Source organism: uncultured Candidatus Pelagibacter sp. (assembly GCF_943788075.1).
Lineage (GTDB): Bacteria > Pseudomonadota > Alphaproteobacteria > Pelagibacterales > Pelagibacteraceae > Pelagibacter.
Window position 1 is genome coordinate 1 of sequence record NZ_CALSOW010000001.1, and the last position, 21,350, is coordinate 21,350.

Here is a 21,350-nt window from a genome sequence, read left to right on the forward strand (position 1 = left end):
AAGCTAGAAAAAATAGAAGAGTTTGATCCCTTAACAGGAGATTTGGTAAATGAACTTGATGTTATTAAAGTTTATGCAAATAGTCACTACATCACTCCAAAACCAACAATTGAGCAAGCTATAATTAAAATTAAAAGAGAATTAGAAGCAACATTAAAAAAATTCAAAGAACAAAATAAATTACTCGAGGCGCAAAGATTAGAGGAGAGAACTAAATTTGATTTAGAAATGATCGAAGCAACTGGTTCTTGTGCTGGAATTGAAAACTACTCAAGGTTTTTATCTGGTAGAAAACCAGGTGAGCCTCCTCCAACTCTGTTTGAATATTTTCCAGATAATACATTAATTTTTGTTGATGAATGTCACGTAACAGTTCCTCAGTTAAATGGAATGTACAAAGGAGATAGATCTAGAAAAAGTAATCTTGCAGAATATGGGTTTAGATTACCTTCTTGTATGGATAATAGACCACTTAAATTTGAAGAATGGGATGCAATGCGAACTCAAACTGTTTTTGTATCAGCAACACCAGGTCCTTGGGAGTTAAAACAAACAAAAAATAAATATGTAGAACAAGTTATTAGACCAACAGGGTTGATTGATCCTCCAGTAGAAATAAAGCCTGCTAAAAACCAAGTTGATGATTTAATGCATGAATGCGTAAAAGTAATCAATAACAATTATAGAGTACTGGTAACTACCTTAACAAAAAAAATGGCTGAAGACTTAACTGAATACCTTCATGAAAATGGTATTAAAGTAAGATATATGCACTCTGATATCGACACCTTAGAGCGTATTGAAATCATGAGAGATCTAAGACTAGGTGTATTTGATGTTTTGGTTGGAATTAATCTTTTAAGAGAAGGACTTGATATACCTGAGTGTGCATTAGTTGGAATTTTAGATGCAGACAAGGAAGGGTTTTTAAGATCAGAAACTTCATTAATACAAACAATTGGAAGAGCTGCTAGAAATCTAGACGGTAGAGTTATTCTTTATGCAGATAAAGAGACAAAGAGTATCAAAAATGCGATTAAAGAAACAGATAGAAGAAGATCTATTCAGGTTGCTTATAACAAAAAACACAAAATTGATGCAACCAGCATTAAAAAAGAAATTGGTGATGTTTTAGAGAGTGTCTATGAAAAAGATTACGTCAAAGTTGGAACTGATGAAAATATAGGTGGAAATCTTAAAAAACACCTAAAGGCTCTTAATAAGAGAATGAAAGAATCTGCCACTAACCTTGAATTTGAAGAAGCTGCAAAAATTAGAGATGAAATTAGAAAACTAGAGGCTTCTGAACTAGAAATTACTTTAAATCCAAAGGTAAAAAAATATAGTTCTAAAAATAAAATTTATCCAAAAGGTAGATCCACAATGGGACTACCGGGTACAAGAGCACAAAAAGGTAAAAAAAAATGGAAGCAAATAAAATAATAATTACTGGAGGTGCTACTAGAATTGGTGCCGCAATTGCAAAAAAATTATCTGGTCCCAATAAAGAAATATTAATCCATTATAATAAATCAAAATCTAAAGCTGAAAGCTTAAGGAAAGAATTAGAAAAAAACGGCACTAAAATTTACTTAGTTAAAGGAGATTTAAGTAAAGAAGTTGATGTTAATAAAATAGTCAAATATGCAAAATCAAAATTAAAATATTTTGATTGTTTGATTAATAACGCATCCCTATTTGAAAATGATAAATTGGAAAATTTTACTACTGATAGTTGGGGCAAACATTTGAGAACAAATTTAAGAACACCTGCATTATTGTCTAAAGAATTTGCAAAAAATATTAAGGGTAAAAATAACAATATTATTAATATAATAGATCAAAGAGTATTTAAATTAACCCCTTTTTTCTTTTCTTACACAATAAGTAAAACTGGCCTTTATACTTTAACTAAAACTACTGCCATGAGCCTTGCTCCTAAGATAAGAGTTAATGGGATTGCTCCTGGTCCAACCATTAAAAATAAAAGACAAAGTGATAAACACTTTAAAAAACAGTATTTAGCAACCCCTTTAAGAAAACAAGTGGATGTAAATGAAATTTGTAATGCAGTTGACTTTTTTATCAAAAACAGTTCAATTACAGGACAAGTGTTAGCAATTGATAGTGGTCAAAACTTAAACTGGCAAACACCAGATATTATGGGAGGAAAAGAATGAAAAAATTATTTTTAACAATTTTTATTTTATTGAGTTTAAGCACAATTGCTAACGCAAGGGAATGTAAAAGTGGTCATGTAAATGGTGATGCATTTATTTATAGTGATGGAAAAAAGGTAAAAGTAATCAAGGGAACTAAAATCCCTGATCCAGCAAATAAAATTATAATGATTTTTAATAAAGGAGGGTGGATAGTCAAAGAAGGACAATATTCTGGTGAGTGTAAAAATCATATTCCAAAAAATTTAGGTAAAATTTCTGGAACAAAAATTAAGGGCAAAGAATTAGTATTAATGCTCAATGGAAGATTGCATAAAGCTGGTGGTGCTGATGGTCATAAATGTGGGTGGAAATTCAAAGGAGCTTTTCATCAACCTTGGTATGATTGTTTAATGAAAGATTGGGGTATTCCAAAAAGAGCCGATGTTAATAAAGAATTGATTAATGAATTAGTTTCCAAAGGAACTCCAAGAAATCAGATTTTTATGTCGGGTTTATCTTGTGGTGGCATAGACACCCTAAGACACAAAGGTCTTCACCCAGATGATTTCAATGCAACGATTGCTTTTATGCCTAATTGCTGGGATAGAAGACCTGGCACTCCTCTTCGAAAAATGCAGATTGATGAATTAAAAAGTTTTAAAAAAATTGATGCATTGGTTTTTCATAGCCCAGTAGATGGTGAAGGCGATTGGAGAAGTAATAGCATCTGGATGAAAAAAGATTTGGGTAATATTCCAGGTATACAATGGATCGATACCCCTGGTCATACTGGAAAAGATATTGTTGTTAATGGTAAAAAATGTGGAATTAAAGATAAGATGAAAGGTGGATGGGAAGAAGCTTGGCCTGAAGGAAAAGAAAAACTAACAAGTGAAAAGAAGTTCATTAAAATTGACAAGAAATTATATAAAGAAATGAAGAAAAAAGGTGCTGGACATCAACTAGTTTCTTATTCTTGTTTTGATTACTATCATCCAGAAATTATAAAATTTATAGAATCAAAAATTTAGGTATGAAAAAGAATAATTTTAAAGTTGTAAAAATAGATAAAAACAAAAGCTTATTTAATTACGAAAAAAAAATTCTTATTAAAGAATTAACTTTAGATTTAAAACTTGGCTACTATGATTTTGAAAAAGAAAAACCACAAAAAGTAAAATTTAGCTTAGAGATTGATTATGAGGATAAAAAACCAACAAGTGATAAAGATATAAAATCAATTGTAAACTATGGTCAGGTAGTAAAACTAATCAAAAAACTTACTAAGAATAAACATTATAATTTTTTAGAAACGCTTGCAGAGGATGTTTTTGATGTTTTGTTTAAAGATAAGCGTATTGGAAAAATAATGCTGCAGATAGAAAAATTAGAAATAATTAAAGAATGTGCCTCTGTTGGTATTCAAATTACCAAAAAAAGAAGTCATGAAAAGCTCTGAACTTGGAAAAGAAGTAATAAAAAAAGAACTTCCACTAATTCCTAAAAGTCCTGGTGTTTATAGAATGCTCAATCATAAAGATGACATTCTTTATGTTGGAAAAGCTAAAAACCTACCCAATAGATTAAAAAGTTATGTAGCTGAAAAAAATCACATAATAAGAACTGAAAGAATGTTATCTCAAACCTTTAAATTAGAGATCACAACTACAGCAAATGAAAGTGAAGCCTTACTTTTAGAGGCTAATTTAATCAAAAAACATAAGCCAAGATTTAATATTTTACTTAAAGATGACAAGTCTTTTCCATTTATATTTATTGGGCAAAAAGAACAATGGCCTAGAGTAATGAAGCATCGAGGTAAAAAAGAAAAAGAAGGGTTTTATTTTGGTCCATTCGCATCTGCAGGTACTGCCAACTGGACAATTAAAATGCTCCAAAAAATATTTCAGCTAAGAGTTTGTGATGATGGAACTTTTAAAAATAGAAAAAGACCATGTATACTTTATCAAATTAAAAGATGTTCTGGACCATGTGTTGGTTATATAGATAAATCTGATTATAAAAAAACAGTAGATCAAGCAATTCAATTTGTATCCGGTAAATCAAGAGATATACAAAAAAATCTTTCTAAAGAAATGGAGGCTGCTAGTGATGAACTCGATTTTGAAAAAGCTTCAATTTATAGGGATAGAATAAAATCTTTAAATATAATTCAATCCTCTCAAAGAATTAATGAAGCAAACTTAGTTGATGCTGATGTAATTGCTGGGTACAAAGAATCTGGCAAAGCTTGTATTCAAGTATTTTTTTATAGATCAAAACAAAATTGGGGTAATCAAGCATACTTTCCTAAACACGATCCTGATCAAGATGTGTCGGAAATCATGTCTTCTTTCTTAATGCAATTTTATGAAAATAAAACTGTTCCTAAGTTAGTTATTATCAACAGCGACATAAAAGATAAGAAACTAATAGAAGAAACTTTGAGTAAAAAAGAAGGAAATACTATTTCTATCAATACAGCTAAAAAGGGAACAAAAGCAAAAGTTGTGGCAATGGCTGAAAAAAATGCAAAGGAGTCATTAAACAGGAAGCTTTATGAAACAAATAATAATAAAAATTTATTCGAGGGAGTGGCTAAAAAATTCAATCTAAAAAATTCAATCAATTTAGTTGAGGTTTATGACAACAGTCATATTTCAGGCACAAATAGTGTTGGGGCCATGGTTACTTTTGGAAACGAAGGTTTTGTTAAAAAGAGATATCGAAAATTTGATATTAAAACAAAAGGAGCTGAACAAGATGATTTTGCTATGCTTAAAGAAGTTTTATCTAGAAGGTTTAAAAGGGCAATTTTAGAAAAAGGAAATTATTTAACGCTTCCTGATTTAATTCTAATTGATGGTGGAAAGGGGCAATATTCCTCAGCTAAAGAGGTGTTAGATGAATTGGGTCTTCATGATCTCCCGATGATTGCTATTGCGAAAGGTAAATTTAGAAACAGCGGAGATGAAACTTTCTTCTTTAATGGTAAAAGTTTTAAATTTGAAAAAAATGATCCAACTTTATTCTTCATGCAAAGACTTAGAGATGAAGCGCATAGATTTGCAATCACCTCCCATAGAGCAAAAAGAGCCAAAGGATTATCAAAATCATTGCTAGATCAAATCGATGGCATTGGAGCTATTAGAAAAAGAGCATTATTAAACCATTTTGGTTCAGCTAGATCTGTTGAGTCAGCTAGTTTTGATGAGATAAAATCTGTAGAAGGTGTTGAGGAAAAAGTTGCAAAAAAGATATATAACTTTTTTCACGAATAATTATGCTTAAAAAAAATTCCAAATATATTAACAATTGGACGAATTATAATTGTCCCCTTCTTTGTCTTGGCTTTTTATCTACCTGGTTTTTATGGAGATTTAACTGCATTAATATTGTTTATTGTTGCTTCATTCACTGATTTTTTAGATGGAATGTTGGCACGTATGCTTGGTGAAGAGTCTAAATTAGGTGAGTTATTAGATCCAATTGCAGATAAAATTATTGTAGCAACAGCTTTAATCTTATTGGTAATGGATGGCACTATTAGAAATTATGAAGTTATAGCAGCAATAATTATTCTTACTCGTGAGATTTTAATTTCAGGATTAAGAGAATTTTTAGCTAAAGGACAAATAAAACTTCCAGTATCTAATCTTGCAAAATTAAAAACTGTTTTGCAGATGGTATCAATTGCTTTTTTACTATCGGGTGAAACAGGGAATAAAATTATTAATTTTCAAGATTATAATGCTCAAACTATTGGTATTATTCTTCTTTGGCTTTCTGCATTTTTAACTCTTTTTACTGGTTATGATTATATGCGTAAGGGAATAGATCACGCAATATCAGAAGACAACAAAGATTAAGCGGCTTTTTTCTTTCTTACCAAGGCTTGATAACTTTCATTTAAATCAATTATAGTTTCGCATACTTTAAATTGATTTTCTGCAATACAAGACACTGGAGTGACTTCTGCAGCTGTACCAGTTAAAAAACATCCAACAAAGTTAGAAAGTTCTGATGGATTTATTTTTCTTTCATGAACTTTAATACCCTTAGATTTTGCTATCTCAATTACTGTTCTTCTTGTTATTCCGTCTAAAAAAGAATCTGGAATAGGCGTGTGAATTTCTCCATTTTTATCTTTGAAAAAAATATTTGCACCAGTTGCTTCTGCAACATTTCCATCATGATCTAACATTAATGAGTCGGTGTACCCTTCTTTTTCTGCTTCGTGTTTTGATAAAGTACAGATCATATAAAGACCTGAAGCTTTTGTATCCCAAGGAATTGTATTTGGAGCAGGTCTTCGCCAATTAGAAATATTTAGTTTGATTCCTTCCACTTTAAGTTTTGGATCAAAATAAGAGCCCCACTCCCAAGTAGCTATAGCAACATGAATTTTTGTTTGTTGTGCTGAAATTGCCATCATCTCACTACCTCTCCAAATAGTAGGTCTTACATAACCATTTTCTACATTTTGAACTGAGATAATTTTATTACAGGCATCATTTATTTCTTTTTCAGAATAAGGAATTGTCATACCCATTCTTTTTGCTGAATAAAAAAGTCTTGAAGTATGTTCCTCTAATTTAAATATTGAACCATCGTAAACTCTCTCTCCTTCAAAAACACAACTAGCGTAATGAAGTCCATGATTTAGGACATGTATCTTGGCGTCAGCCCAATCAACTAGCTCACTATTATACCAAATTTTTCCAGTTCTTTTATCGTAAGGTACCATGTATGAAATTTTTTAAATTATAAGTGAAAATTATCTTTGTATCTTTAATATGTCAATATAACTTACCTATAATGAAAGAACTTTTATATTTAAAAGATGAGCAGCTAAAAGATTTAATTGAAAAATTATTTGTTAGCTACAGAGAAACATTTTCAGACGCAAAAAAAGTATTAGACAGGTATTCTATTGGTTTAGCTCATCATAAGGTTATTCATTTATTGTCTATGTACCAAGGTATTTCGATTTCTGAGCTTTTAAAGAGGTTAAAAGTAACAAAACAAAGCCTCAATAGAGTTCTTAAAGATTTAATTAAATTAGAAATAGTAACTTTTAAAAAAGACGATCAAGATACAAGAGTAAAACATGTTTTTTTAAATGAAAAAGGAAAAAAAATATTTAATGAAATTTTCGATTTGCAAAAAAAAAGAATTTACAATGCATTACTTAATTCGAGTTCAGAGGAAGTAATCAATTTTGACAATGTTTTAAGTAAAATTATAAATGGATAAATTTATTGCACATATTCTTGTTGTTGACGATGATGATGGAATAAGATCTTTAGTTAAAAAATATTTAAATGAAAATGATTTCTTAGTTACAACTGCGGATAGTGCAGAAAATGCATCAGAAAAGATTGGTATTATTAAATTTGATTTAATTATTTTAGATATAATGATGCCAGGAAAAAATGGACTTGAATTTATTAAAGACCATAAAAAAAAACTAGATACTCCTATTATTCTTTTAACTGCTAAAGGTGAAGCAAGTGAAAGAATTGAAGGTTTAGAGATTGGAGCTGATGATTATTTACCAAAACCATTTGAGCCAAAAGAATTGATACTTAGAATTAAAAATATTTTAAACAAAACAATCAAAACTGAACAAGTTAGAATTATCGAGTTTGAAAATGTTAAAATTGACTTAAACAAACTTTTAATTTTAAAAGATGATAAAGAGTTTAAAATTAATAATACAGAAAAAATAATTTTAGAAAGAATGATTAATAATCCAGGGAAAACTTTTTCAAGAGAAGATATTGGTCAATTAATTGAATTAGATAAAGAGAGATCTATAGATGTAATTATTACAAGATTAAGAAAAAAAATTGAAATTGATCCTAAGAATCCAAAATATTTACAAACAATAAGAGGTGCTGGATATGTTCTTTGGATTGAGTGATTTTTTAAAAAAAATATTACCTAAACGATTATTTTATCGGGCACTTTTAATTGTAGCTGTTCCTGTTTTAGTTCTTCAATTAATTATAACTTTTGTGTTTTTTGATAGCCTTTGGATTAAAACCAATAAAGGAATGACTAGAGCATTAATCAACGAAATTAGTACGTTTGTTAAAGTCTATGATAATGAAGAAATTATCAAAGATGAATTAAAAAATACTTTCTCTTTATTTTTAGATCTAAATATAGAATTAGTTAATAACCAAACGTTTGATTATCAATATAACGAAAGATGGTTTAGTCCAATTGATAGAACCCTGCGAAGAGAATTAAAGTCTAACTTTAATCTTGGTGAGTTTTGGTTTAATACAACCAATTATAAGGAATTAATTGATATAAGAATTAAATATGAAGATGGATATTTTAAATTCTTAGTCCCTAAAGATAGAGTTTCAAGTTCGTCAGCAAGAATTTTTGCACTGTGGATAACTGTTCCAGCAATTATAATGGTAATGATTTCATTAATATTTTTAAAAAACCAAACTAGACCTATTACTAATCTTGCACGTGCCGCAGAAAGGTTTGGCAAAGGTGAGGAGTTAGAGGAGTTTAGGCCATCTGGTGCTATGGAAATTAGACAAGCAGGACATGAGTTTGAAATGATGAGAAAAAGAATTCTTCGACATTTAAATCAAAGAAATGAAATGCTATCTGGAATAAGTCATGATTTGAGAACCCCTCTTACAAGAATGAAATTACAAATTGCTTTTATTGAAGATAAGGATTTAGCCAATAAATTAGCTGAAGATATTAACGAAATGGAAAAAATGCTTAATGAATACCTTCAATTTACAAGCTCATCCTATATTGAAAAAAATGAAATGTTTAACTTATCAGAATTGATAGATCAGGTTGTTAATAAATATAATAATAAAAATATTGAAAATGATTTAACACCTAGGGTTTATATAAATGGTAGAAAAAATTTAATTAATCGATGTCTAAATAATATAATAGATAATGCTTTAAAATATGGAGGCAAGGTCAAAATCAAACTTCATAAAAAAAATACAAATTTATTTATCACAATTGATGATGACGGCCCCGGTATTCCTAATAAAGAACATGAAAATGTGTTCAAACCTTTCTATAAAATTGACAAAGGTAGAGCAGATTCAAAATCAAGCGTAGGTTTGGGGCTTTCTATTGCATCAGATATCATAAGATCTCATGGAGGCAGTATAACACTTGATAAATCTAAAATGAACGGATTATCTGTTAAGATTTTTTTACCCGTTTAGCTTTTTTTTTTGTTTCTAGTTTTTTAATTTTATTTTCTAAATTTTCGACTCGTTTGGTTAAAACCTCAAATTCATCTTTACTTACAAGCTTCATCTTAAAAACAATTTCATCTCTTTTAGATTTTAAAATATTAAAAAGCTCTGAACTAAGATCTTTTGACGAAATTATCCCTTGTTCAAAAAGTTTACCCAGTTTATCAATTATAAATTTAGAATTTTTCATATTTAAGATATACATTATAAGTATTATTTAAAATGTTCATCAATAATTTTGACCCAGTTGCTTTTCAAATTATGTCATTTGAAATCAGATGGTATTCTTTAGCCTATATTTTAGGAATTGTAATTGGCTGGACCTTATGCAAAAAAGTATTTATCAAAAACTCAGATATAAGTGAAAAATTTGATGACTATATTACTTACCTTATCATTGGAATAATTTTAGGTGGAAGATTAGGTTATATTATATTTTATAATTTTTCCTATTACTCTGAAAATATTTTAGATATTTTTAAGATTTGGCAAGGAGGAATGTCATTTCACGGGGGGTTGCTAGGAGTGATTGCCTCAAGTTATATTTTTGCCAAAAAAAATAATCAAAATATATTTTCTTATTTGGATCAAGTATCATTAGTTGCACCAATTGGAATTTTTTTTGGAAGATTAGCTAATTTTATAAATTCAGAACTTTATGGAACAACTACAGACGTACCTTGGTCTGTTATTTTCATTAAAGTAGATAATTTATCTAGACACCCTTCACAATTATATGAGGCTATTTTAGAAGGTATAATTTTATTCTTAATATTAATTTATTTTATTAATAAGAATTATTTAAAGAAACCTGGTTTAATTTCAGGATTATTTTTAATTTTTTATTCTCTGTTTAGATTCTTTGTAGAATTTTTCAGGGTTCCTGATGAACAAATAGGTTATTTAATTTTGAATTTAACTATGGGCCAAATAATTAGTTTGGTATTTGCTGCAACCGGAATAATTCTTTTTTATCTTAAAAATGAGAACAAATAATAAAGATTTACCCTTAGATCAATTTATAGAGTTTGCGCTTTACGATAAAGATAAAGGGTATTACATGAAGAAAAACCCCTTTGGAAAAGAGGGTGATTTTATTACTGCTCCAAATATTACAAGACTTTTTTCAGAAATAATTGCTATTTGGGTAGTAACTTTTTGGAAAAGTATCGGATCACCAAAAAAATTTAATTTGGTTGAGCTTGGAGCTGGGAATGGTGAAATGATGAAGGTTATAGCCGAAACACTAAAAAATTTTCCAGAATGTTTTCTTAATTGTAATTTTCAAATACATGAAAAAAGTGAATTTTTAAAAAAAAAACAACAAATAAATTTAGAGTCTGAAAAAATAACATGGATAGAAAATATAGAAATTACCAATTCATTTCCTACAATATTTTTAGCCAATGAGTTTTTTGATGCACTTCCAATTAAACAATTTTTTAGAAAAAAAGAGGGTTGGGTTGAGAGATTTGTTGATTTAAAAGAAGAAGAAAAAGCTGAATTTAAAGAGCAATCAACAGATATAAAAATTATTGAACAAAAATTAAACTTTGAAATTTCAAAAGATCAAGAAATTATTGAATATTCACCAGGGTCATTTGAATATTTAAATAATATTTGTAATTTAATTAAAAAAAATGACGGCGGAATACTAATAATTGATTATGGATATTTAAATTTTAAAATGCGTGAAACACTACAAGCAATAAATAATCATAAATTTTCAAGTATTTTAGAAGATATTGGGGACTCAGATATAACTTATAATATCAACTTTAATTTATATAAAAAATTTATAGATCAATTTGATGATTTAAATTCCATAATCACTAATCAAAAAAAATTTTTAACTAGTATGGGAATAGTCCAAAGAGCAGAAATTATAAGTGAAAATATACCTTTTTCAAAAAAATCAGACTTATTTTATAGAATTAGACGACTTATAGATGAAAAACAAATGGGCGAACTTTTTAAAGTAATGCTTATAAAAAAGAAAACAAATAAATTTAAAACAGGTTTTGAAATTGATTAGATCAAAAAAATTAACATTATTAAATTTAAAACATGGCTTTTTTAATAGTATTGGTGGTTATTCTAAAAACATTTACAAAAGTTTAAACTGTGGGCCTGGATCATTAGATAATAAAAAAGATATTAAAAAAAATTTACTTAAAGTTAGAAAAAAAATTAGCAAAAATGCAAAAAATATTTTTTTAGTCCGCCAATTTCATAGCAATAAATTTATATTTATTGATGAAAAGTATAAAATTAAAAAGAAACCTAAAGCTGATGCTATTATTACTAATCAAAAAAACTTGCCTATTGCTGTTTTAACAGCTGATTGTGCGCCAATATTAATTTATGACAATAAAATAAGGATGATAGCAGCAATTCATGCAGGCTGGAAAGGCGCATTTAAAGGCATAATAAATAGAGTGATTAAATTTATGATCAAAAAAGGTTGTAGATTAGAAAATATTACAGCAGTTATTGGTCCAACTATTTCTGCAAAAAACTATGAAGTTCAAGATGATTTTAAGAAGAAATTTATAAAAAGAGATAAAAAAAATATTAAATTTTTTAAGAGAAAAAAAAATAAATTATACTTTGATTTAACTAATTATATATATACTTCGCTCAAAATTATAAAGGTTAAGCATATAGATGTTTTAAAAATTGATACTTTTGATATAAAAAATAAATTTTTCAGTGCAAGAAGAGCTTTAAAATTAAAACATAATGATTATGGTAGAAATATTTCAATAATTATGCTTAATTAGATTTTTAATGAAATTATTATCCGGTAATAGCAATAAACCTCTTAGCAAAAATATTGCAAAATATTTAAAGTCTAAATTGGTAAATTCCAGTATCAGAAATTTTTCTGATGGTGAGATTTATGTTGAAATAAATGAAAATATTAGAGGAAATAGTATCTTTATTATTCAATCAGTCTCATCACCTGCTAACGATAATCTTATGGAACTTTTACTTTGTATAGATGCATTAAAAAGATCATCTGCAAAGAATATAACTGCTGTTATTCCATACTTTGGTTATGCTAGACAAGATAGAAAAGTTGTTCCAAGAACTTCAATCTCAGCAAAACTTGTGTCAAACTTGATCACTAAAGCTGGAGCAGATAGAGTTGTGACCGTAGATTTGCATGCAGGTCAAATTCAAGGATTTTTTGATATCCCAGTTGATAACTTATTTGCTACTCCTATTTTTGCAAGACATGTAAAAAAAAAGATAAAAAGTAAAAATATTATTTGTGTGGCGCCGGATGTTGGGGGTACTGAAAGAGCTAGAGCCTTGGGTAAACTTTTAAATGTGGGACTTGCAATTGTAGATAAAAGAAGACCAAAACCAGGTCAATCGCAAGTTATGAATGTAATTGGTGATGTTAAAGGAAAAACATGTGTAATAGTTGATGACATAATTGATTCAGGTGGCACAATTGTTAATGCTGCAAAAGCTCTTAAAGATAGAGGTGCAAAAGAAGTTTATGTTTACATAACTCATGGAGTTTTAAGTGGAGAGGCTGTTAAAAAAATTAAAAGTTCTGTAATTAAAAATCTTGTGATCACAGATACGATTGATAACAATAATAAAATTAAAGGTGTTAAAAACATCGAAGTTCTGCCAATTTCAGGCTTGATGGGAGAGGCAATAAAAAGGATATCTAATTCAACATCAGTTTCAGATTTATTTAAATAATTACCTTGAGTTATTAAAGAACTTGGGCTAAAAACCCATGATTTTATGATTTCATTAGACGCAAACATTAGAAATACCAAAACTAAGGGTGAACTTAGTTCGCTTAGAAATAATGGTGGTGTGCCAGCTATAATTTATGGCGGTGAAGCTCAAAATGAAACAATATCGATATCTAAAAAATTATTAAAATCTCTAATTGAAAAAGAAAATTTTCTTTCAAATGTAGTAACTTTAAATGTTGATGGTAAACCTCAAAACGTTCTACCAAGAGAAATCAAATATCATGTAATTTCTGATGAACCAATCCATGTAGATTTTTTAAGAGTTGTTCCAGGTGTAAAAATAAGAATAGAAGTACCTGTACAGTTCATTAATCATGAAAAATCTCCAGGTTTAAAAAGAGGTGGGGTTTTGAACATAGTTAGAAGAAAAGTAGAATTAAAATGTCCTAGTGAAAAAATTCCTGAAAGTTTAGTAATTGATCTAGATGGAGTTGATATTGGTGAAAGTTTTAAAATATCATCAATTAACTTAGAAACTGATGTGGTTCCAACTATTAGAGGAAGAGACTTTGTTATTGCAACACTGGCTGCTCCAACAGTTATGAAGGAGCCTGAAAAACCTGCTGAAGCAGAAGCTGCAGAAGGTGAAGCAGGATCAGAAGCAGCAGATGGTGAAAAACCAGCAGCAGATGGCGAAGCAAAAGATGGTGAAGACAAAAAAGCTGCTGAAGAAAAGAAATAACCTGTCAAAGTTAAAATTTACTATCCATTAAAAAATGCTTTTATTTGTAGGCCTAGGCAATCCAACACCAGATAGTGAAAATAATAGACATAATGTAGGCTTTAAAATTATAGACTCTATTAATAAAAAATTTGGTTTATCAAAACAAAAACCAAAGTTTAAAGGACTACTAACAACTGGAAATGTTGGTACTCAAAAAGTTTATGCAATTAAACCACTAACATTTATGAATAATTCTGGAATTTGTATTAGAGAACTTATTGAATATTTTAAAATAGACGCAGAAGATGTAATTGTTTTTCATGATGATTTAGATGTAGAGTTTGGAAAAATTAAAGCTAAATTTGGTGGATCCAGTGCAGGACATAATGGAATTGCATCTATTGATAAATTTATAGGTAAAGATTATTCAAGAGTGAGAATTGGTATTGGTAAACCAAAAGAGAATATGGAAGTTGGAGATTTTGTTCTTCAAAATTTTGATGAAGATGAATTGACTGGCATAGAAAAAATCTCAAATCATATAAATGACTCAATTTCTATATTGGTTGAAAAAAAATTAGATTTATTTTCTAGCACAGTAAACAATAATAAATAATGAGTTTTAAATGTGGAATTGTTGGTTTGCCCAATGTTGGTAAATCTACTTTATTTAATGCTTTAACAAACTCTAGTAAAGCTCAAGCAGCAAATTTTCCTTTTTGCACAATAGATCCAAATGTTGGTGTTGTGCCTGTTCCTGACGAAAGGTTGGATAGTCTATCAAAAGTTTCAAAATCAAAAAAAATCATAAATACTACTATTTCATTTGTTGATATTGCTGGATTAGTAAAAGGTGCTTCAAAAGGTGAAGGATTAGGTAATAAATTTTTATCACATATTAGAGAGGTGGATGCAATCATTCATATGATTAGATGCTTTGACTCTGATGATATTCAAAATGTCAACCCAACTGTAGATCCCATCAGAGATTTGGAAATTATTGAGACAGAGATGATGTTGGCCGATTTGGAGTCAATTCAAAAGAGATTAGAAAAAAATAATAAGAAAAACGTTGACGAGGAGCAGCTTAAAGATATTAGAAGTAGCACTAGATTGTATTAATAACGACAAAGATATCTCTATTCTAAAATCTCAATTTGAGACCAAGCAACTTAATCAGAGTGGTTTGTTATCAATTAAACCAAAAATATTTGTATGTAATGTAGACGAACAAAGTGTTCAAGAAGGTAATCAATATACAAAAGATTTTATAGAAAAGTTTGGTGAGGAAAATACTTTAATTGTGTCTGCTGATATAGAAAATCAAATCAATGAACTTGAATCTTCAGAAAGAAAAAACTATATGGAAATGATTGGTTTGAAAGAAACTGGATTAAGCATGTTGATTCAAAAAGGTTATAAAATTTTAGAATTAGATACCTATTTTACATCTGGTCCAGAAGAAACAAGAGCGTGGACTATACAAAAGAACTGTACAGCACCCAAAGCTGCTGGTGAAATTCATACTGATTTTGAAAAAGGCTTTATAAGAGCAGAAACAGTTTCCTATGAAGATTTCATAGCAAATGATGGATGGGTCAATTCGAAGACTAATGGAAAAATGAGACTAGAGGGTAAAGATTATATTGTTAAAGATGGTGATGTATTAAACTTCAGATTCAACACGTGACCATATTTTTTTCATACTAAAATAAACTAAGATAGTTAAAATAATCAAATAAATAATTGCTTTAAATCCCATTTGGTGTCTAGACTCTAAATGTGGTTCAGCTGCCCACATTAAAAATGTAGTGACATCTTTTGACATTTGTTCAACAGTTGCTTTCGTTCCATCTCCATATTCAATCAGATCATCTGACAGTGGAGCAGACATTCTGATTTTATTTCCATACATATATTTGTTGTAATGAACACCTTCGTCTAAAGTCATTCCAGCTGGAGCATCTTCATATCCTTGAAGTAAAGAATAAATATAGTCTACCCCACCTCCTCTAGCTTTAACTAAAACCGACATATCAGGAGGATAAGCACCACCATTAGCTGCTTGAGCTGCTTTGACATTTTCGTATGGCATTACAAATTTATCAGATAATTTTGCTGGCCTTTCAAACATTTCACCATCAGCATTTGGCCCATCTATTACTTCAAATGAAGCTGCTATAGCTTTGACTTCAGCTTCTGAGAACTCTGGTCCACCTTTTTCTCCTAAGTTTCTATAACTTAGATATTTCATTGAGTGACAAGAAGCACAGACTTCTGTGTAAACTTGATAACCTCTTTGAAGTGAACCTCTGTCAAATTTACCAAAAAGTCCCTTAAAACTCCAGTCAGTTTTTAAATAATCAACTTTTTCTGCTGATTGTGATTGAGTAAATGTAAAAAAAAATAAGACTATAATTGAAAATAATTTAATAAAATTCTTCACTTTATTTATCTATACTTTCTTTATTTTTAGCCATTGCCAAATTTGGAGAGCCTCCAAGAACAGGTTCAGTTATACTTAGTGGAATAGGCAATGTTTTTTCTTTAAATCCTAAAACTGGTAAAATCACTAAGAAATGAAGAAAATAATATGCAGTAGCTACTCTTGCAATTAATAAGTAAAGCCCTTCAGCTGGCATAGCTCCCATGTATCCTAGAATTAAAACATCAGCTACAAGTATCCAGTAGAACTGCTTGTACAAAGGTCTGAACACTGCAGATCTTATCTTTGAAGTATCTAACCATGGTAGTACAGCTAATATTAAAATAGCTGATAGCATTGCTACAACTCCAAGTAACTTGTCAGGCACAGATCTTAAAATTGCATAAAAAGGTAAAAGATACCATTCAGGAACAATATGAGCTGGGGTTACCATTGGATTAGCTTCTATATAATTATCAGCATGGCCCAAAATATTTGGTGAATAAAAAACAAAAAAGGCAAAAACAATCATAAACATTAGTAATGCAAATCCATCTTTAATAACAATGTATGGATGAAACGGCACCGTATCCTTTGAAGGTTTCTTTATATCAATTCCAACCGGGTTGTTATTTCCAGGAACATGAAGTGCCCAAATATGCAAAACAACAAGGCCTAAAATTAAAAAAGGAATTAAATAATGGAGTGTAAAAAATCTGGTTAGAGTAGGATTGTCTACAGAATAACCACCCCATAACCAAGTAACAATTCCTTCACCTACTAATGGAATTGCGCTAAATAAATTTGTGATAACTGTTGCTCCCCAAAAACTCATTTGACCCCAAGGTAAAACGTAACCCATAAATGCAGCTGCCATCATTAGTAGATAAATGATTATTCCAATTATCCAAATAATTTCTCTTGGAGATTTATAAGATCCATAAAATAAAGATCTAAATATATGAATATAAACTGCTAAAAAAAACATTGATGCACCATTTGCATGAATGTATCTTATTAACCAACCATAATTAACATCTCTCATTATATGCTCAACACTTTCAAAAGCCATGTCAGCATGAGCTATGTAATGCATTGCAAGTGTTAAACCAGTTACAATCTGAGTTATTAAACAAAAAGTTAGAATTCCTCCAAATGTCCACCAGTAGTTCAAATTTTTTGGTGTGGGATAATCTGTTAAATGATTTGCTAAAGTTAAAAGTGGAAGTCTGTCATTAAACCATTTTCCAACTTTTGATGTAGGCGTGTATTCGTGATCACTCATAATATTAATTATCCAATTTTAATTGTATTAGCATTAACAAATTCGTATTTTGGAACTTCCATGTTTAAAGGTGCAGGACCTTTTCTAATTCTACCAGATGTATCGTAATGCGAACCGTGACACGGGCAGAACCAACCATCATAATCACCTTTATCATTTAATGGGACACAGCCTAAATGAGTGCAAACACCAAGCATAACTAACCACTCTGGATCTTTAGCTCTATCTTCATCTTTTTCAGGATGGATTAAATCTTCCATTTTAACTGACCTAGCTTCTGAAATTTCATCTTGAGTTCTTCTTCTAATAAAAACTGGTTTTCCTCTCCAAAGCACGGTTATAGTATTTCCAGGTTTAACTGAACTTACATCAACTTCTGTGCTTGCTAGTGCTTTTACTGAGGCATCTGGATTCATTTGGTCAACTAATGGCCAAACAACTGCAGCCACGCCTACTGCTCCCACAGCATATGAGGCAGTAAATAAAAAATCTCGTCTTTCTGGTTTTTTATCTGACATATGAATTAGTTGTTTATATTGTCTATTATTGATTTAAAAATACTTAATATACGAATTCATATAATATAAAATAATAATTTTACTACTGAAAGAATGACACAGAATTCAACAATTCTAAGACCTAAAATTGCACTTTATGAGCCAGATATACCTCAAAATACAGCAGCAATAATTAGAACATGCGCTTGTTTAGGGGCGAAACTTGAAATTATTGAACCGTGTGGTTTTCATCTAAATGATAAAAGGTTCAAAAGAGTAGTAATGGATTACATGGATTTAGATAAGATTAAGATATATCAAAGTGCAAATAAATTTTTTGAGGCAAAAAAGAATCATAGAATAATACTAATGACAACAAAAGCTTCTATATCATACTTAAAGTTTAAATTTGAAAAAGATGATACAATACTATTCGGTAGAGAAAGTGCTGGTGTACCAGAAAACATTCACCAGTTAATTAGTGATCGACTAACAATACCTATGAACAAAAATGCTAGGTCTTTAAATATTGCTTCTTCTGTAGCGATTGTTTTGTCAGAAAGCTTAAGACAAACTAAATTATTATAAAATGGATATTGAAATTAAAAAAGACTTGGTAAGTAATTGGTTTAAGTTACTTCAAAATGCAATCTGTGATGACATTAGCAGATTAGAAAAAAATAAAATAAAATTTAAATCAACCTTATGGCGAAGAAGCAAAGAAAAAGATGAGGGTGGTGGTGAATATAGGATTATTACAAATGGAAAAATTTTTGAAAAAGTAGGAGTAAATTTTTCAAAAGTTTATGGAAAATTTCCAAAAAAATTCCAAAAAAATATTCCTGGAGCTAGTAAAGATCCAAGATTCTGGGCTTCTGGGATTTCGATAGTAATGCATATGCAAAATCCTCATATTCCTGCAATGCATTTTAATACTAGATATATTTGTACAACTCAAAATTGGTTTGGTGGTGGGATGGATGCAACACCGTCAATTAAAGATAAAAAAGAAGAAAGTAATTTTCATCTATCATTAAGAAAATTGTGTGATCGTCATAATAAGACTTATTATAAAAAATATAAAGAATGGTGTGATAGATATTTCTATCTACCACATAGAAATGAAGCAAGAGGAATCGGCGGAATTTTTTTTGATTATAAGAAAGATAATTTTGAAAGAGACTTTAAATTTGTAAGAGATGTTGGAATAACATTTCAAGTGATATTCAATAATATTATTGAAAAAAAAATTAAAAAAAAATGGACTTTAAAAGATAAAGAGATGCAGTATATTAAAAGAGGAAGATACGCTGAATTTAATTTATTATATGATAGGGGTACAAAATTTGGTTTACAAACAGGTGGAAACGTAGAAGGTATATTAATGTCGTTACCACCAATAGCTAAGTGGAAATAAAAATGGATAAAGAGCCAATAACATTAAATGGTTTGAACAAACTAAAAGAAGAATTAGTTTTTTTAAAAGAAAAAAAAAGACCAGAAATAGTGGCTGCAATTGCAGAAGCAAGATCACATGGAGATCTCAAAGAAAATGCAGAATATCATGCCGCTAAAGAAGAGCAGTCTCACAGCGAAGGACGAATAACAGAAATCAATGATATTATTGCAAGAGCTAATGTCATAGATGTTACAAAATTAAATAATGAGGGCAAAATAATCTTTGGATCTACTGTATTTTTAGAAAACTTAGATAATGGTGAAAAAATTAGCTACAAAATTGTTGGAAAAGACGAAGCTGATTTAAAACAAAAACTAATTTTTTTTCAATCGCCGATTGGCAAAGGTTTAATTGGGAAAAATAAAAATGATCTAGTCGAGATTACAACTCCTGCTGGAGTTAAAAATTTTGAAATAAAAGACGTTAAATATATTTAACTTTTAATAATTTTTTGGATTTGTTTTTCTGAAATTTGGAAACTATTTTGAACCCATGTTTCCTCTATCAACTTTAGTTTACTACCCAACATTTTCCCCTCAGCGATATTATATTTAGTCATAAGTATGCTTGCATCAATTGGAAGAGTTGGAGTAACTTTATCTTTATAAATTTCTATTAATTTAAGTAATTTTTTTTCAACTTTTGAGGATGTAAATAGTTTGTAATTGATAATATCAATTACAGATTGCTTGCCATTGTAATAAAAAATTTTATTAAAATTCTTTTCATTAAAATTTTTTATACTTACATTTTCTTTATAGAAAAAATCAATTGATTTTAATCTTTTTTGATCTTTTTTAGAGATATTAAATTTATAAAGAAAATAATCAGTATTATCTGACCCATCAACTATCAATAGTGATAATAGAAAAATAAAATCTACCTTAACAAGATTGTGAATTGCATGAGAATTTAATTTCTTAAAATTTTCTAAATTTTTTAGCTGAGGAAAGATAATCTCTATAAGCTCCAAACTAATCTTATCATTAAATATTTTTAAGAAAGCATTAGATTTTGTAAGTTTTTTAAATTCATCTAACAACCTCTCTGATGATAATTTTGAAACACCACCAATATTTTTTTTTATTTTTCTAATTATATTAAGGTCATGGCCATGATTTGAATAATTTATAAAAAAACGGACATATCTAAGAATACGTAAATAATCTTCTTTAATTCTATTTTCTGATTCTCCTATAAAATTAATATTTCCACTCTCAAGATCTTTTTTACCATTGTAAGGATCAAACAAATTTCCATTTTTGTCTGAATATATTGAATTTATTGAAAAATCTCTTCTTGCCGCATCTTCCTTCCAATCAGAGGAAAATTCTACTTTTGCATGCCTTCCGTCTGTTGATACATCTTTTCTTAAAGAAGTAATTTCATACTTATGGTCGTCAATTATAGCAGTAATAGTTCCATGCTGAATACCAGTCTCATAAAAATTAATATTTTGTTTCTTTAGAGCATCACAAACTTCACTGGGTACTAAATTTGTAGCTAAATCAATATCATCGACTGTTTCTTTTTTAATAACTTTTCTAACACAGCCACCAACATATCTTACCTCGCTACTCTCCGAATAAGTATTAAGTGCTTCAAATATTCTTTTAGCAGGTGTTTGGGTTGTTAAATTTATAAGATTTTGACTTATGTAATCAAGATTACGGGATCTAAAAAAAATTTTATCTAAAAAGTTATCCATATATGGCTGGGGCGCTAGGATTCGAACCTAGGATGCCGGTACCAAAAACCAGTGCCTTACCACTTGGCTACGCCCCAATATTGTTTTCATATAACACAAAAAAATA

General features: G+C 29.2%; 24 protein-coding genes, 1 tRNA gene and 1 pseudogene. 19 read left to right on the plus strand and 7 right to left on the minus strand.

What is annotated here, in order from left to right; genetic code table 11:
• The 6 genes from Q0X98_RS00005 to pgsA form a co-directional block, all read left to right on the plus strand.
• On the plus strand, positions 1-1,443 hold a 1,443-nt coding region (locus Q0X98_RS00005), incomplete at its 5' end, for a helicase-related protein (RefSeq protein WP_297680184.1).
• Positions 1,425-2,180 (plus strand): SDR family oxidoreductase, encoded by a 756-nt coding sequence (locus tag Q0X98_RS00010; protein WP_297680186.1) that lies wholly within the window; start codon positions 1,425-1,427, stop codon positions 2,178-2,180. The genes Q0X98_RS00005 and Q0X98_RS00010, both read left to right, overlap by 19 nt.
• A complete protein-coding gene (locus tag Q0X98_RS00015; protein WP_297680188.1) occupies positions 2,177-3,193 on the plus strand; it encodes a hypothetical protein in 1,017 nt (338 codons plus the stop codon). The genes Q0X98_RS00010 and Q0X98_RS00015 overlap by 4 nt, the downstream gene beginning before the upstream one ends.
• 2 nt (positions 3,194-3,195) lie before the next feature.
• Positions 3,196-3,621: a dihydroneopterin aldolase gene (locus Q0X98_RS00020; protein ID WP_297680190.1), complete on the plus strand. Its 426-nt coding sequence runs from the start codon at positions 3,196-3,198 to the stop codon at positions 3,619-3,621.
• Complete coding sequence (gene uvrC, locus Q0X98_RS00025; RefSeq protein ID WP_297680191.1) at positions 3,608-5,443, plus strand: excinuclease ABC subunit UvrC; 1,836 nt, start codon at positions 3,608-3,610, stop codon at positions 5,441-5,443. Before Q0X98_RS00020 ends, uvrC begins: the two co-directional genes overlap by 14 nt.
• Before the next feature lie 15 nt (positions 5,444-5,458).
• On the plus strand, positions 5,459-6,031 hold the full coding sequence (pgsA, locus tag Q0X98_RS00030; protein WP_297681063.1) for a CDP-diacylglycerol--glycerol-3-phosphate 3-phosphatidyltransferase: 573 nt from the start codon (positions 5,459-5,461) through the stop codon (positions 6,029-6,031).
• On the opposite strand, the gene Q0X98_RS00035 is transcribed toward pgsA, so the two are convergent.
• On the minus strand, positions 6,028-6,909 hold the full coding sequence (locus Q0X98_RS00035) for a branched-chain amino acid aminotransferase (RefSeq protein ID WP_297680193.1): 882 nt from the start codon (positions 6,907-6,909) through the stop codon (positions 6,028-6,030). The two genes, pgsA and Q0X98_RS00035, sit on opposite strands and share 4 nt — an antisense overlap.
• Before the next feature lie 71 nt (positions 6,910-6,980).
• Here Q0X98_RS00035 and Q0X98_RS00040 point away from each other — a divergent pair, with 71 nt between their 5' ends.
• The 3 genes from Q0X98_RS00040 to Q0X98_RS00050 are packed head-to-tail and all read left to right on the plus strand — an operon-like array spanning position 6,981 to position 9,388.
• Positions 6,981-7,418, plus strand: a complete 438-nt coding sequence (locus Q0X98_RS00040) for a MarR family transcriptional regulator (RefSeq protein ID WP_297680195.1) — start codon at positions 6,981-6,983, stop codon at positions 7,416-7,418.
• Positions 7,411-8,088, plus strand: coding sequence for a response regulator transcription factor (locus Q0X98_RS00045; RefSeq protein ID WP_297680197.1), 678 nt, complete (start codon positions 7,411-7,413; stop codon positions 8,086-8,088). Before Q0X98_RS00040 ends, Q0X98_RS00045 begins: the two co-directional genes overlap by 8 nt.
• Complete coding sequence (locus Q0X98_RS00050; protein ID WP_297680199.1) at positions 8,069-9,388, plus strand: ATP-binding protein; 1,320 nt, start codon at positions 8,069-8,071, stop codon at positions 9,386-9,388. Before Q0X98_RS00045 ends, Q0X98_RS00050 begins: the two co-directional genes overlap by 20 nt.
• Here Q0X98_RS00050 and Q0X98_RS00055 read toward each other — a convergent pair.
• A complete protein-coding gene (locus tag Q0X98_RS00055; RefSeq protein ID WP_297680201.1) occupies positions 9,366-9,611 on the minus strand; it encodes a hypothetical protein in 246 nt (81 codons plus the stop codon). The genes Q0X98_RS00050 and Q0X98_RS00055 overlap by 23 nt on opposite strands.
• A 32-nt stretch (positions 9,612-9,643) precedes the next feature.
• Here Q0X98_RS00055 and lgt point away from each other — a divergent pair, with 32 nt between their 5' ends.
• From lgt to ychF, 7 genes and pseudogenes are all read left to right on the plus strand, one after another.
• Positions 9,644-10,417 carry a prolipoprotein diacylglyceryl transferase gene (gene lgt, locus Q0X98_RS00060; protein WP_297680203.1) on the plus strand — a complete coding sequence of 258 codons (774 nt, stop codon included), beginning with the start codon at positions 9,644-9,646 and terminating at the stop codon, positions 10,415-10,417.
• Complete coding sequence (locus tag Q0X98_RS00065; RefSeq protein ID WP_297680205.1) at positions 10,404-11,456, plus strand: SAM-dependent methyltransferase; 1,053 nt, start codon at positions 10,404-10,406, stop codon at positions 11,454-11,456. The genes lgt and Q0X98_RS00065 overlap by 14 nt, the downstream gene beginning before the upstream one ends.
• Positions 11,449-12,204 carry a peptidoglycan editing factor PgeF gene (pgeF, locus tag Q0X98_RS00070; RefSeq protein ID WP_297680207.1) on the plus strand — a complete coding sequence of 252 codons (756 nt, stop codon included), beginning with the start codon at positions 11,449-11,451 and terminating at the stop codon, positions 12,202-12,204. The genes Q0X98_RS00065 and pgeF overlap by 8 nt, the downstream gene beginning before the upstream one ends.
• 7 nt (positions 12,205-12,211) lie before the next feature.
• Positions 12,212-13,144: a ribose-phosphate pyrophosphokinase gene (locus tag Q0X98_RS00075; protein WP_297680209.1), complete on the plus strand. Its 933-nt coding sequence runs from the start codon at positions 12,212-12,214 to the stop codon at positions 13,142-13,144.
• 45 nt (positions 13,145-13,189) lie between these two features.
• Entirely contained in the window at positions 13,190-13,888 is a 699-nt protein-coding gene (locus tag Q0X98_RS00080) for a 50S ribosomal protein L25/general stress protein Ctc (RefSeq protein ID WP_297680211.1), read from the plus strand.
• A gap of 34 nt (positions 13,889-13,922) precedes the next feature.
• Positions 13,923-14,486, plus strand: a complete 564-nt coding sequence (pth, locus tag Q0X98_RS00085) for an aminoacyl-tRNA hydrolase (protein ID WP_297680213.1) — start codon at positions 13,923-13,925, stop codon at positions 14,484-14,486.
• Positions 14,486-15,560, plus strand: a pseudogene (ychF, locus tag Q0X98_RS07460) (redox-regulated ATPase YchF). The gene pth and the pseudogene ychF overlap by 1 nt, the downstream one beginning before the upstream one ends.
• Here ychF and Q0X98_RS00095 read toward each other — a convergent pair.
• The 3 genes from Q0X98_RS00095 to petA are packed head-to-tail and all read right to left on the minus strand — an operon-like array spanning position 15,537 to position 18,098.
• Positions 15,537-16,316 carry a cytochrome c1 gene (locus tag Q0X98_RS00095; RefSeq protein WP_297680215.1) on the minus strand — a complete coding sequence of 260 codons (780 nt, stop codon included), beginning with the start codon at positions 16,314-16,316 and terminating at the stop codon, positions 15,537-15,539. The pseudogene ychF and the gene Q0X98_RS00095 sit on opposite strands and share 24 nt — an antisense overlap.
• Before the next feature lies 1 nt (position 16,317).
• Positions 16,318-17,580 (minus strand): cytochrome b N-terminal domain-containing protein, encoded by a 1,263-nt coding sequence (locus Q0X98_RS00100; protein ID WP_028036502.1) that lies wholly within the window; start codon positions 17,578-17,580, stop codon positions 16,318-16,320.
• Between the two features lie 8 nt (positions 17,581-17,588).
• The gene (gene petA / locus Q0X98_RS00105) at positions 17,589-18,098 is read right to left on the minus strand and encodes a ubiquinol-cytochrome c reductase iron-sulfur subunit (RefSeq protein ID WP_297680219.1); all 510 of its coding nucleotides are present in this window, start codon (positions 18,096-18,098) and stop codon (positions 17,589-17,591) included.
• Positions 18,099-18,191: 93 nt separating this feature from the next.
• Between petA and Q0X98_RS00110 the strand changes: the two genes are divergently transcribed.
• The 3 genes from Q0X98_RS00110 to greA are packed head-to-tail and all read left to right on the plus strand — an operon-like array spanning position 18,192 to position 19,973.
• On the plus strand, positions 18,192-18,665 hold the full coding sequence (locus Q0X98_RS00110; RefSeq protein WP_297680221.1) for a tRNA (cytidine(34)-2'-O)-methyltransferase: 474 nt from the start codon (positions 18,192-18,194) through the stop codon (positions 18,663-18,665).
• Position 18,666: 1 nt separating this feature from the next.
• The gene (hemF, locus tag Q0X98_RS00115) at positions 18,667-19,494 is read left to right on the plus strand and encodes an oxygen-dependent coproporphyrinogen oxidase (RefSeq protein WP_297680223.1); all 828 of its coding nucleotides are present in this window, start codon (positions 18,667-18,669) and stop codon (positions 19,492-19,494) included.
• Between the two features lie 2 nt (positions 19,495-19,496).
• A complete protein-coding gene (gene greA, locus Q0X98_RS00120; RefSeq protein ID WP_297680225.1) occupies positions 19,497-19,973 on the plus strand; it encodes a transcription elongation factor GreA in 477 nt (158 codons plus the stop codon).
• Here the strand turns inward: greA and Q0X98_RS00125 are convergent.
• Both Q0X98_RS00125 and Q0X98_RS00130 read right to left on the minus strand, forming a co-directional pair.
• The gene (locus tag Q0X98_RS00125; RefSeq protein WP_297680227.1) at positions 19,970-21,244 is read right to left on the minus strand and encodes a CCA tRNA nucleotidyltransferase; all 1,275 of its coding nucleotides are present in this window, start codon (positions 21,242-21,244) and stop codon (positions 19,970-19,972) included. The two genes, greA and Q0X98_RS00125, sit on opposite strands and share 4 nt — an antisense overlap.
• 3 nt (positions 21,245-21,247) lie before the next feature.
• Positions 21,248-21,321, minus strand: a tRNA-Gln gene (locus Q0X98_RS00130).
• Between the last annotated feature and the right edge of the window lie 29 nt (positions 21,322-21,350).